The following is a 12583-nucleotide window of genomic DNA, read 5'->3' as shown; positions in this document are numbered from 1 at the left end:
GTAGGGCGATTTTTAGCGCGATCGCATCAGCTGTTTCAACTCCTGCAAGACAGGCAATAATTGTCCAGAATCTGGCTTTTTGTTGGTAAATATCCCGTAGCTGGGGCTGAATAACAATGCTATTACAAATAATCCCGATACAACTAATACAATCGCGGGGCCAGAAGGCAGATTAAAAAAGTAGCTGAGATACATCCCGCTGATACTGGAAATAATGCCAATTACCGCCCCCAAAATCATCACATTATGCAGCCGTTTAACTAATAAATATGCTGTGGCTCCCGGCGTGATTAGTAGAGATAAAACTAAGATTACTCCCACGGCTTTCATGCTGGCAACAATCGTTAGAGCAATTAGCAGCATCAGCCCAAAGTTTAGCAGGTTGGTAGGTAATCCAACTGCCTGCGCTCCGAGGGGATCGAAGGTATAGAACAATAATTCTTTATACAGCAGTACAACAATTATTAATACAATTGCGGCGATGATAGCTGTGTCCCGGACTTCTTGAATCGTGACACCTAAAATATTGCCGAATAAGAAGTGGTTGAGGTCGATTTTGTTGTCTTTTTGGATCAGAGTAATTAAGGTAATACCAAGGGCAAAGAAGGCGGAAAAAACTATCCCCATTGCCGCATCTTCTTTAATAGGCGATCGCGTCCGAATCCAAGCGATCGCCATTGTACTCAAGACTCCGGCAATAAAGGCCCCGACAAAGATATTCGCTCCCACCATAAAAGCGATCGCTAACCCAGGCAATACCGAGTGACTAATGGCATCTCCCAGCAAAGCCAATCGCTGCACCATTAGGTAGCTACCCACGACAGCACACAAAAGGCCGACGAGAATGGCAATTACAAGCGATCGCTGCATGAAGCCATACTGCAACGGCTCAATTAACACTTCTAGCATAATAATTTGATTTTGGTAATTGGAAATATTTAGAAGCTAGGAGTGATGAGTTAATAACTCTTAAATTCTAACTTTCTAAGCTGCAAAAAATGCAACCTTGCCCCCATAGGCGCGGTAAAGGTTTTCCTGACTTAGCACCTCTTGGCGCGAACCACTGGCAACTAAATCAGTATTTAGTAAAATCAAATCATCAAAGTGGGTGATAGATTCCCCTAAGTCGTGGTTGACGACTAGAACAGTTTTATTGGCGTCGGCGAGTTCGTGGAAGATGTCAAAAATAATCGACTGAGTTTTCTGATCGATTCCCGCAAACGGCTCATCAAAACAGAAAATCTCCGCTTGCTGAGCGATCGCTCTGGCTAAGAATACCCGTTGCTGTTGTCCGCCGGAGAGTTGCCCAATCGGGCGATCGCGATAAGCGCTCATCCCCACACGCTCGATAGCATCTGCCGCTACCCGTTTGCTAACGTTTGAGAAACGACGAAACCAGCCAGTTTTCTTCACCCTACCCATCATTACCGCATCCCAGACAGTAGCGGGGTAAGTCCAGTCTATTTGCGATCGCTGCGGCACATAAGCAACCAGTTCCCTTTGCTCCATCAACGGGCGCTCGTTATACAGTACACTGCCAGCAGCAGCTGGAATCAACCCCAACATCGCCTTCATCAGGGTACTTTTACCAGCACCATTGGGGCCAATAATTCCCGTCAGTCGCCCCGATTTCATCGCAAAACTGACATCTCGCAGCGCCTCTACCGTGCGGTACTGAACTCCCAAGTGGCTAACGTTAATGCTTGTTGCACCTGTCGCCGCCACAGGCACATCTCTCAGATGGCATACCATTTTTGTCCAATCCGCATCAGGTGAAAAAGTGACGGTACTCATTAGTGTGGTTCGATCTTGCTTTCCTTGAGCATAATCTAAAAATGAAAGGATTATGAAAACATCTATAAATGGAAATAATCTAAAAGATAGGCAAAATTAATTGTGCAGCACCTTCACACTAGAAAGATGGAAGAAAACCTAAAAAAGAAAAAAAGAAATAAGAGAAAGCCAAAAATTCTTTCTTTTGCCCACATTACCTGGTTGGGGCTGGGGCTGCTTCTACCTTTTGCCCTATTCAGTTGTAACCAGCCCTCCTCAGAAAGTACCAATCCAGCAGCAGACGGCAAACCCAACGTAGTTGCCACCAGCACCATCATCGAAGACTTAACTGAACGGGTGGCAGGAGACGAAATTCAGCTTAAGGGCATTCTCAAACCAGGGACAGATCCCCACGTTTACGAACCAGTGCCACAAGACTCTCAGGCTTTAGAGAAAGCAAACCTGATTTTGTATAACGGCTACAACCTAGAACCAGGCTTGATTAAGCTGATGAACGCCTCTGGCGGCAAAGCTCGGAAAGTGGCTGTAGGGGAAGTGGTAAAGTCTTTGCAACTGGATAAAGGCAAAGGGGAAGTAGTGCCAGATCCTCATGTTTGGGGAGATGCTGATAACGTCATCCAAATGGTTAATGCCATTCGCGATGCGTTAATTGAAGTATCACCAGAAGACAAAGAGAAATTTACTCAAAATGCAGAATTACTCACTGCTGAGTTAAAACAACTTGATAGCTGGATTACCCAGGAAATCAAAACCATTCCAGAAAATAAGCGGAAATTAATCACAACTCACGACGCTTTTCAATATTATGGACGTGGTTATGGAATCCCAGTTGCTGGTACTTTAATTGGCATCAGTACGGAAGAACAACCCAGCGCTCAAACAGTACGAAGATTGGTAGAATCTGTTAAAGTGGCTGGTGTTCCAGCAATTTTTGCAGAAACAACAATTAACCCAGCTTTGATTACTACTGTAGCCCAAGAATCGGGCATAAAATTAGCACCGCGTCAACTATATTCTGACTCGATTGGTGCTGCTGGAAGTGACGCTGATTCTTACATCAACATGATGGTTGCTAATACCCGCACCATTGTAGAAGCTTTGGGAGGAAAGTACACGCCATTTGAGGTTAGTAACAAGGTAAAAAAGTGAACCGTTAAAAATCATTGTAGGTTGGGTTTCTCAGCCTAACCTACTAGCGCTTTCAAACACCTCCCGCACTTGTCGCCGATATATTAAAATATCGGAGTTATACTGGCATTTAGAAGAGAGTTATTGAACCATTTTATGGCTGTTGTAACTTCATCACATGGTTACTAAATCTTGCCATGTCTCTGCCGGAGAGCCAACCAATTTTAATTATTAAAAGAGCTTCTGTCTGAGGGTTTGTCAAAGCCGGGGGCGGAAGCTTAAGGATGCGAGAAGCGGAATCAAATTTCCCGTGGGAAATTTTAATTCGCCAATTTTGGTAAAAACGATATATCCATGTGATATTTTTTCATATTGTTGGGGTCTACATATACATCTATTGTTTCATATTTGATAAATTCTTCCGGATCAAACCAAATATTTTCACTGTGAAAAACGTAAACTTGATTAGTCTCCGGGTCAAACCATTGGGAAATTATTTGGTAAGGAGAGGAACCGTTGACTGTTAAAAATGTATTTAATTCCACTCCAGTGAATTTAGTTACTATCTTTTTGCCATTAGCTTGCAGCTTTGCAGCCTTTTTATTTGATGAGAATCTAAATGCTAAAGGGCCAGCGATTAAACTCAAGCCTATTCCGGCAAAAAGCCCCCCCATTGCCAATAAAAAGATAGCAGTAAACCAAAGTTGCCAAAAAGAGTTTATTTCTGCTTCGGCGGGATTGTTGGCATCGTAAAGAACAGAAACCGTTTCGCCTACACGAAAGCTTGGTGGATAAGTGCCAACGCTTGATTGAAACTCTACGCTTTCCCCTTTCTGAGTTTTGAATTTTACTATCGGGTAATAGGTACTCGACTTGCTGGAGCTGCTGGAACTGCTGGAAGTTTGAAGCCTAAGTTCGGTTACAGTGGCTATGGTAGAGGATGAATTTTTAATAAAATTATGGGTAGAATTATAAGATAAAAAACTCCCGATAAGCATTCCAATTCCGGTAATACTAAATAGGCTGCCCATCCACGTTAACGTTCCGTCTTTTTTTGCCATTTTATTTATTTTTTCTCCTTGTAGCTAGGTAGGTTTTGAGAAGGTTTTAGATACGCCTTAATCAGCACAGTTTTTGAAAATGCCATGCAAACCTGTGGCGGGCTAAATAAGAGTGGTTCTCTATCTTTAGGTGTATACGGTGTCTACAGACCAGCCAGAAGTTATTCCGGTTGGGTTTAAGTAATTTTTCTTAAATTCTGATAAAACTTAACAGTAGGTGAGTGAGGGTAGAAACGATGGCTGCAAATCAGCCTGATATTGATATTGCGGGGTTTATCGATCATGCGCTGCTAAATCCCACAGCTACAAGCGAGCAGGTGGTGCGGTGGTGCGAAGAAGCATACAGGTTTAATTTTGCGGCGGTGTGCGTGTATCCCGTATACGTGCGGCAAGCAGCTGATTTGCTGCACGGAAAGAATCCCAAAGTGTGTACTGTAATAGGCTTTCCCACTGGGGCGACGACAGCGGCGACAAAACTATATGAAGCTCAAGAGGCGGTAGAAAATGGAGCTACTGAGTTAGATGTCGTGATCAACCTGGGTTTGTTGAAAGCTGGAAAAACCGAGGAACTGCATCGGGAAATTGCCCAGATTTGCGACGAAACTGGACAGACTGTGAAGGCAATTTTGGAAACTGCCCTGCTGACAGATGCAGAAAAGAAGGTGGCAGCTGAAATATGTATGGATGCAGGAGTGGCATTCTTAAAAACCAGCACGGGTTGGCAGGGGGGTGCCACAGTGGCGGATATCCGCCTTCTGAAGCAGCTGGCGCGGGAGCAGGTAGGCATTAAGGCGTCGGGGGGAATCCGTACCGTTGAGCAAGCCATAGAGTTAATCGTGGCAGGAGCTACGCGGTTAGGAACGTCTCGCGGCCCCGATTTGATCCGTCAGCGCGATACGCTGGAAAAAGAAGACTGAGGAGTGCTGAGGGCTGAGGGATGAGTGCTGAGTTTAAAAATTCCTGTAACTCAGAACTCAAAATTCAAAACTCAAAACTTAAGCTAATGAGCCGAACCTACAAAGTAACAGGAATTAATCTTAAGGGTATGCCGTTAGGCGAGTCAGACCGACTGCTGACCATTTTGACGCGGGAATTTGGCTTAATTCGGGCTGTGGCTCCCGGCGCACGCAAGCACCACTCAAAGATGGGTGGTAGGAGTGGGTTGTTTGTGGTGAATGAGCTACTGATTGCTAAAGGGCGATCGCTCGATAAAATAACTCAGGCAGAAACTATAGAATCTTACCCCGGCTTAAGTCAGGACTTGAGGAAACTGACAGCCAGCCAATATCTTGCGGAATTAGTTCTGTGTCAGGCATTGAGCGATCAGCCGCAGGAGGAACTGTATGAGCTACTAAATGAACATCTACGCCGCTTGGAGCAATTGCTATCCCCCGACACTGCCTCAGTTTTAGCTCACCTTACCCAGGGTGTCTTTCATTTGATGGCTTTGGCTGGCGTTGCGCCGGAAGTTCAAGAATGTTGCGTGACACGACAACCACTGCTGCCGGAATTTAACGATCCAGACTGGCGGGTTGGCTTTAGTGCTGCTGCTGGGGGAACGGTGAGTTTACCAGCCTTGGAACGTCTGCAAGCAGAAGCGCGGGCGATCGCTACTCCAAGGACTAGGGGAAATCTAGGACTAAAAAACACCGTCTCGCCACAAATGCCTGGTATCGTGGCGCAGGAAAAGGGCGGTAACTACCAAACTGTTGTTCATGCTCAAACCCCCCTGATACTGAACACTAAACTGAATGCCGTCGAGCTGGCGCTGCTGCAAAAGCTGGCTCAACCAGAACTACCCCAGGTTGACATGAGTAGTGATGAACCCCCAACGATGAGTGAAGAATCAATTCATCCCTTATCCCTAACCCATCATCCTTCATATCATGCAGCTTGGGTTGGTGTAGAGCAGATTTTACGTCAGTACGTCCAGTTTCAGTTTGGGCGATCAATTCGCTCTGCTGCTTTGATGGATGCTTGTTTTTAGTCCCAGCCGAATTTTTATAAACCATGATTCAACGTTATGATTCTGATTTGCAAGCCAAAAGTCTGTCCCTAAGTTTGTCCAGACAGAGGACAGAGGACAATGAACGACGAACGGGGGAACCCACATTTCCTCGATCTTCTAAACTTCCTGTCCCTGGAACGGAGCCATCCCGCCAGGGTTTGACTGCATCATCAACACCTACTACATCGCCCCCCTTGTCTGACGATCGCCTGACACCCCCTCATGACCCTGACAACAGTAGAGAGGCGCTTAATCGCGTCTCTAGTCCAGAGGTTTCTTTTCCCAAATCTACGGTTGATGAAGATTTAGTTCCAGAGGTAGATGCACAATCCAATGGCTCTAATGGAGATTGGCACAACCCTGCATTGTCTAATGTTGATGCTGATGAGGCTGAGGCAGATGCAGATCGAGGATTTGTGCCTGTTCTGAGAAACCGCAATTTCTTGGCGCTCTGGAGCGGTCAAGTTTTCTCGCAGATGGCAGATAAGGTGTATCTGGTGCTGGTGATTGCGCTAGTTGCTAGTCAGTTTCAGGCTGCGGGTCAGACAATCAGCGGCTGGGTATCGGCGATTATGATTGCCTTTACCATTCCTGCTGTGCTGTTTGGTTCAGTTGCGGGTGTGTTTGTAGATCGGTGGTCGAAGAAGGGGGTGCTAGTCTCCACAAATCTGCTGCGAGGGGCGCTGGTTTTGGCTATGCCGCCTTTGCTGTGGATCAGCAAGGATTGGGGGCTAGTGGCAGGTCTGCCAGTAGGATTCTATATTTTACTGGGGTTAACTTTCTTGGTTTCGACGCTGACACAGTTTTTTGCACCAGCGGAGCAGTCAGTGATGCCGTTGATTGTTGAGCGTCATCGCCTGTTGTCGGCAAACTCTCTTTACACGATGACGATGATGGCATCGGTGATTGTGGGGTTTGCAGTGGGCGAGCCACTGTTGGGATTTGCCGATACTGTGGCGCGATCGCTTGGCGGGGGACTTGACATTGGTAAGGAAATTGCCGTAGGGGGCTGTTATGCGATCGCGGGGTTGCTTTTGCTGTTTCTTCGCACTGGTGAAAAAACTAAATCTCCCGACCACGAATTCCCCCACGTTTGGGAAGATTTGCGCGACGGACTGCTTTACCTGAAAGAACACGATCGCGTCCGCAGTGCTTTAATTCAGCTGGTGATTTTGTTTTCTATTTTTGCCGCTCTGTCGGTGCTGGCTGTGCGAATGGCAGAGGTTATCCCCGGTCTGAAGTCCTCCCAGTTTGGCTTTTTACTAGCCGCTGGCGGGGTTGGCATGGCTGGCGGAGCGACTATTCTCGGACAGATGGGACAGCATTTTTCCCATCGTCGGCTGAATCTTTATGGTTCTCTGGGAGTGGCAGCATCTTTAGTAGGTTTGGCTATATTTACGCAACAGCTTTGGATTGCCTTACTTTTGACAATGCTTTTGGGTCTTTTTGGGGCAATGGTGGCTATCCCGATGCAGACAACCATCCAGGCAGAAACCCCCGACCAAATGCGGGGTAAGGTGTTTGGCTTACAGAACAATGTGATTAATATTGCTCTGACGTTACCTTTAGCTTTGGCGGGCGTTGCTGAGACGATTTTGGGTTTACAGACAGTTTTTCTGGGTTTAGCGGCGATCGCGATCGCAGGAGGACTCTTAACCTGGTATATTTCCGGTACAGGAAAAGAAAAGTAATGAGTTTTGAATGACGAGTTTTGAATTAATAACTCAAAGCTCCAAAGCAACGGAAGTCTCCGGCTCCCCAAAACTCAAAGCTAAAAACTCAAAACTCTTAGAAAATGCACATAGCCTGGATCGGAAAAAAATCACCCTTTTGCGGCAATGTCACTTACTCTCGAGAAGTTACCAATGGGTTGTTAGACCGGGGTCTGCAAGTCAGCTTCCTTCACTTCGCCCAAGAAGAAGAAGTATCTGATGCCAGCAACTGGCCTAGTTGCCTGGAAGTGTCTCTACCTTTCCTATATAAGTCCCAGGTTTACACGCTTCCCACTCTCAAATCCCGAAAAGTTTTGATGCGGAGTCTCGAACAGCTAAAGCCAGACTTGGTACACGCTAGCTTGACTCTCTCCCCTCTGGACTTCCTGCTGCCGGAAATTTGCGAAGAGTTGAATATACCTCTAATTGCCACCTTCCACACTCCCTTTGATGGCAAGCAACGCAATATCAAATCAGGAACTCAATTGCTGACTTATCAGCTTTATGCTCCTTTTCTGGCAAATTACGACCGGGTAATTATATTTTCTAAAGTGCAGCGAGATTTACTGGAGCGGTTGGGCGTTGCTGCGTCGAATGTAGCCGTAATTCCCAATGGCGTTGATGAACGGAAGTATTGCCCAGGGCCTTCTAACATTAAATCCCAGTTGAATGCCAAGCGCCTTTTTGTTTATCAGGGTCGCATAGCCACAGAAAAGAATGTGGAAGCACTGCTACGGGCTTGGAAGCAGTCAGAAATGGGGTCTGAGTCCAAGTTACTGATTGTTGGCGATGGCCCGTTGAAGCCGTCTTTAGAGGCGTTTTATGACGAAGAATGCGGCATCATCTGGTGGGGAGCTGAAGCTGATGAGCAGCGGCGAATTGAAATTTTGCGGGGAGCGGATGTATTTATTTTGCCTTCTCTGGTAGAGGGACTTTCTCTGTCGCTGTTAGAAGCAATGTCTTGTGGTGTCGCTTGCGTAGCTACGGATGCTGGTGCCGATGGCGAAGTTTTGGAGGGGAATCCTTTGGAAGGGGACGCAGGGATAATTCTCAGAACTAATGGGGTAGCGGGGCAATTGCGAACTTTGCTGCCAGTCCTTCGAGGTCATCAGGAGTTTACAAAACAGTTGGGACAAAAAGCCAGAGCTAGGATTATGGAGCAATATACTCTCAGTCGCAACATCGACCAACTGGTAAAGCTATATGAGGATCTGTTGCAGGAGCGAAAGATTCAAAATATACAATTGGCTGGATTGCCTTACAAGCGCAGAGCTAAAGAATCAGCCTCTTCATGGTTTATGGTTGATGATTCAGGGCGTGCTTGTGAATAAATTCTCCAATTAACCAGTAATAAATTAGTTAACCAGTTCCCAACCTAGTCGCGTTGGCTGCTCGTATACGCGCTTAAGCGTGTTTATGTCTCTTTGGGAAATTGGGGGCGGATTACGCACCTGAGAAAAATATAGGGCATCTGTTTCTAAAGGGCTGTGTCCCCATATACCAAGTGCGTGACCAATCTCGTGACGGGCAGCTGCTTTAATATAGTTGCCAGCCTGAGTTGGACTTAGCTGGATGGTGACTCGGTGGCATAAAACTGCATTTTTATCAAGATGGCTAATATAAAATTCATAGCGGGTTTCGGCACTGCGAGCGCGAGGCAGATGGAATTCGCCTGTGCTGCGGTTGAAGGAGGGTTTGAGGGCAGGAAGATTTCGCACTATCTTGATATCAGCATTATCTGACTGCTCAACTATCTCAAGCGGCAAATAAACTGCCCATTCCTGCACCGCTTCGATAACAGAATTTGTCCACTTTTCTTGATTTTGTATATAAACCTTAATCGGAAACTGCGACCACACTAGATAACCAACCGGGGTAGGCTTGATCTGGGAGAAGTAATCGCCGCTGTTGGTGGCATCTTTCCAGCGTGCCAGCGTCGGGGGCAAAACGTGAATTTGTGCGGCGGGTAGGGAGGTTTCGACTGCCAACACAGGATTATCGCCCCCCAGATGAAAATGGGGAACAATGGCTATGAGGAAGGTGGCGATCGCGATTAACGTCGCCGTCAAGAGTTTTGTAGAAAGGATCGCGATCGCGTTTCGATTTTGTAAAAATGTGAGCGATCGCGTCTTGAGTTTTGAGATCAAATTACTACTTGAGCCAACCTGCACTCAAAATTACCGTCAAACCCAGAAAAATCACGCTGAGAACCCAAGTCACTCGGTTTAGCGCTGTCTCTGCACTCTTGGTACTCGTAAACAGTTGAGCCTGTCCGCCAATACCCCCAATCCCATCGCCTTTAGGAGAGTGCAGCAGCACTAAAACAATCAGACAGACGGCAGACAGCGCCCAAATAGATTGGAAAATGTTAACAAGTGTCATAGTTAGTTGTCAGTTGTAAAAAATAGCTCATTGCGAATGGCTAATAGCTAATCGTCAGAAAAATGCAACTCCGCTATTAGCCATTCGCAACTCACAGTGAAACTCGCACAGGCGTGCGATTGGCTCGGACTTCAAATCCAACTGGTTCAATCATTGAACAACCCGTCATCTCTGGAGGTTGGGGCAGCCTTAAGATTTCTAAAATTGTCGGTGCAATGTCCGCCAGCCGTCCATCACTCCGCAAAGTAACTTCAGCGCCATGCCCAGGAATTTTTAAACCCTCCCCTTCCACCAAGATAAATGGTACAGGGTTAGTTGTGTGCGCCGTCCAAGGATTGCCTTCTTCATCCCGCATATATTCGGCGTTGCCGTGGTCAGCTGTAATAATCGCCGTACCACCAGCCTTACTAATGCTTTCCAGAAGTTGTCCCAAACAACGGTCAACTGTTTCCAGCGCTTGAATTGTGGGTTCTATCTGTCCTGTGTGACCCACCATGTCCGGGTTGGCGTAGTTGATGACAATCAGTGAATAAATGCGCTTTTCCACGGCGGCGATGACGACATCTGTCACCGCGTCTGCTGACATTGCGGGTTCCCGGTCATAGGTTGGCACCATTGGACTTGGCACCAGTTCCCGGTCTTCCCCTGGAAAAGGTTCCTCTAAGCCGCCGTTGAAGAAATAAGTAACGTGAGCGTATTTTTCTGTTTCAGCGGTGCGGAACTGGTGCAAACCTCGGTTTGCAATTACTTCCCCCAAGATATTACTCAAGTTCTGAGGCTCAAATGCCACCAAAACAGGTAAATTTGGCTCGTATTGGGTAAAGGTGGCGAAGCTCAACGGCTGGAGAAGCTGCCGTTCAAAACCCTTAAATTCCGGAGAGACAAAAGCTTGGGTGAGTTGTCTTGCTCTGTCAGGGCGGAAGTTAAAGAAAATCACTCCATCTCCAGGTTCTAGCGCTCCTGGGGCAATGCGAGTCGGGATGACAAACTCATCGGCGACATTTTCAGCGTAGGAAGCCTGCAAGACCTCCAGAACCGAACGACCATCCCCAGAACCATCCTGGGTCATCACATCGTAAGCTTTTTTGACGCGATCCCAGCGATGATCCCGATCCATTGCGTAGTAGCGACCGCTGAGGGTGACAATGCGCCCAACTCCAATTTGGTCAATGCGGTCTTGGATTTTTTGAATTGCCTGTACACCCTCTTTCGGACTGGTATCGCGTCCATCGGTGATGGCGTGGATACAGACATCTGAGATTTCTTGTGTCTTGGCTAAATCCAGCAATCCCAGTAAATGATCTAGATGAGAATGCACTCCGCCATCTGAGCAAAGCCCCACTAAGTGAAGCTTACTGCCTCGACTCTTGACTTCCTGACAGACTTGCAGCAGCTTCTTGTTGCTCAGCAGGGTGCCGTCTTCCACAGCGTCTGAGATACGGACTAATTCTTGCGGTACAACCCGTCCGGCACCAATGTTAAGGTGTCCCACTTCCGAATTACCCATTTGCCCTTCCGGTAGCCCCACAGCCTTGCCTGAGGTTTGAATCAGCGTATGGGGATAGGCTGTCCAGAGGCTTTTCATTACGGGTGTTTTGGCGGCTGCTATGGCGTTGCCGTCAGTTTCTTCGCGGTAGCCCCAGCCGTCTAAGATGACTAGCACCACGGGAGAGACAGGTGCTTGCGCCATACAATAATGACCTTTATTTTCAGTGATTTCTTCGCAATGATATCATCGGATTTCGTACTCGAAACGGCATTTTTTGGAAGTAATGTCAGGTTTTAGGATTTTCTGTCCTTGGAACTAGAGTTTTTGGGAGTTATTACCTACTTGACGACAGATGTGATATCGAGCTATTTGAATAGCGCGATCGCTTAATTTGGCGCTCTTATGGGTTCCCGCAAGGATATCCCGCTCTATAGCACCTATGAACCTACCATTACGGCGGTGGGGCATAAAGAAGCCGCTACACAAGCGTTACAGGCAGGTTTCATGGCTTGGCAAACAGCTCGATTGTGATATGTCAACAAAACGAAACAATTTCCACACTCTGATTGAGCCAAAAGCTGCATCAGGTCTTTCTTAATTTTGTTGATGTAAATTCCAACGCCGCTTGACATGGGTATCGATCAGGCCACCATCAATTCCGTAGACGTAATGCAGCACCATTGTGGCAGTCTTGCGGGCGACAGATGGAAGCTGGAGTAACTGCGCTATTTTCATTTTCTGCCGCACTTCACCGCGAAAAGGCGCCAGGAGCATTTTCGCGGTGGCTTCAATTTTCTTGGCTTTGTTGCAAAAGAAGCTCAAGGGGCGCGAAATGGCTTCTAACTCAGCTGGATCTGCTGGCGCGATCGCACCCTGAAAGCAGCTAAATAATTCTACTGTTACTTGATTTACTCGCTCATCTGTGCATTTAGCCGCCATTATTACGCCCGTACAGCTAGCTAGCTGCACGGGCGTTTCGTAGGTTTTTGTAGTAGCAACTCAGAGTAAC

General features: G+C 47.0%; 13 protein-coding genes. 6 read left to right on the top strand and 7 right to left on the bottom strand.

Annotation, left to right across the window (positions count from 1 at the left end; genetic code table 11):
* Nucleotides 1-12: 12 nt before the first annotated feature.
* On the bottom strand, nt 13-909 hold the full coding sequence (locus tag H6F74_RS21745; RefSeq protein ID WP_190444243.1) for a metal ABC transporter permease: 897 nt from the start codon (nt 907-909) through the stop codon (nt 13-15).
* Nucleotides 910-984: 75 nt separating this feature from the next.
* Nucleotides 985-1752, bottom strand: a complete 768-nt coding sequence (locus H6F74_RS21740) for a metal ABC transporter ATP-binding protein (RefSeq protein ID WP_199301510.1) — start codon at nt 1750-1752, stop codon at nt 985-987.
* Between the two features lie 168 nt (nt 1753-1920).
* Here H6F74_RS21740 and H6F74_RS21735 point away from each other — a divergent pair, with 168 nt between their 5' ends.
* The gene (locus H6F74_RS21735; RefSeq protein WP_190444241.1) at nt 1921-2943 is read left to right on the top strand and encodes a metal ABC transporter substrate-binding protein; all 1023 of its coding nucleotides are present in this window, start codon (nt 1921-1923) and stop codon (nt 2941-2943) included.
* A 299-nt stretch (nt 2944-3242) separates the two neighbouring features.
* On the opposite strand, the gene H6F74_RS21725 is transcribed toward H6F74_RS21735, so the two are convergent.
* Complete coding sequence (locus tag H6F74_RS21725) at nt 3243-3983, bottom strand: DUF3592 domain-containing protein (protein ID WP_190444240.1); 741 nt, start codon at nt 3981-3983, stop codon at nt 3243-3245.
* A 236-nt stretch (nt 3984-4219) separates the two neighbouring features.
* Here H6F74_RS21725 and deoC point away from each other — a divergent pair, with 236 nt between their 5' ends.
* The 4 genes from deoC to H6F74_RS21705 all read left to right on the top strand — a co-directional run bounded on the left by deoC (nt 4220) and on the right by H6F74_RS21705 (nt 9034).
* The gene (deoC, locus tag H6F74_RS21720) at nt 4220-4900 is read left to right on the top strand and encodes a deoxyribose-phosphate aldolase (protein ID WP_190444239.1); all 681 of its coding nucleotides are present in this window, start codon (nt 4220-4222) and stop codon (nt 4898-4900) included.
* Between the two features lie 86 nt (nt 4901-4986).
* Nucleotides 4987-5970, top strand: a complete 984-nt coding sequence (gene recO / locus H6F74_RS21715) for a DNA repair protein RecO (protein WP_190444238.1) — start codon at nt 4987-4989, stop codon at nt 5968-5970.
* Between the two features lie 23 nt (nt 5971-5993).
* Nucleotides 5994-7682 (top strand): MFS transporter, encoded by a 1689-nt coding sequence (locus H6F74_RS21710; protein ID WP_190444237.1) that lies wholly within the window; start codon nt 5994-5996, stop codon nt 7680-7682.
* A 104-nt stretch (nt 7683-7786) separates the two neighbouring features.
* Nucleotides 7787-9034, top strand: coding sequence for a glycosyltransferase family 4 protein (locus H6F74_RS21705; RefSeq protein ID WP_190444236.1), 1248 nt, complete (start codon nt 7787-7789; stop codon nt 9032-9034).
* A gap of 24 nt (nt 9035-9058) precedes the next feature.
* On the opposite strand, the gene H6F74_RS21700 is transcribed toward H6F74_RS21705, so the two are convergent.
* From H6F74_RS21700 to gpmI, 3 genes are all read right to left on the bottom strand, one after another.
* Nucleotides 9059-9736 carry a peptidase gene (locus H6F74_RS21700; protein ID WP_347269545.1) on the bottom strand — a complete coding sequence of 226 codons (678 nt, stop codon included), beginning with the start codon at nt 9734-9736 and terminating at the stop codon, nt 9059-9061.
* Nucleotides 9737-9854: 118 nt separating this feature from the next.
* On the bottom strand, nt 9855-10085 hold the full coding sequence (secG, locus tag H6F74_RS21695) for a preprotein translocase subunit SecG (protein ID WP_190424408.1): 231 nt from the start codon (nt 10083-10085) through the stop codon (nt 9855-9857).
* A gap of 91 nt (nt 10086-10176) precedes the next feature.
* Nucleotides 10177-11775 carry a 2,3-bisphosphoglycerate-independent phosphoglycerate mutase gene (gpmI, locus tag H6F74_RS21690; protein WP_190444235.1) on the bottom strand — a complete coding sequence of 533 codons (1599 nt, stop codon included), beginning with the start codon at nt 11773-11775 and terminating at the stop codon, nt 10177-10179.
* Between the two features lie 201 nt (nt 11776-11976).
* Between gpmI and H6F74_RS30655 the strand changes: the two genes are divergently transcribed.
* The gene (locus tag H6F74_RS30655) at nt 11977-12105 is read left to right on the top strand and encodes a hypothetical protein (RefSeq protein WP_277875836.1); all 129 of its coding nucleotides are present in this window, start codon (nt 11977-11979) and stop codon (nt 12103-12105) included.
* Nucleotides 12106-12168: 63 nt separating this feature from the next.
* Here the strand turns inward: H6F74_RS30655 and H6F74_RS21685 are convergent, their stop codons facing one another.
* Nucleotides 12169-12543: a hypothetical protein gene (locus H6F74_RS21685; RefSeq protein WP_206756339.1), complete on the bottom strand. Its 375-nt coding sequence runs from the start codon at nt 12541-12543 to the stop codon at nt 12169-12171.
* Between the last annotated feature and the right edge of the window lie 40 nt (nt 12544-12583).

Origin of the sequence: Trichocoleus sp. FACHB-90 (assembly GCF_014695505.1) — a bacterium.
GTDB classification, from domain to species: domain Bacteria; phylum Cyanobacteriota; class Cyanobacteriia; order Cyanobacteriales; family FACHB-T130; genus Funiculus; species Funiculus sociatus.
Note: the sequence above shows the minus strand (reverse complement) of the source record. Positions and strands in the feature narration are given on the sequence as shown.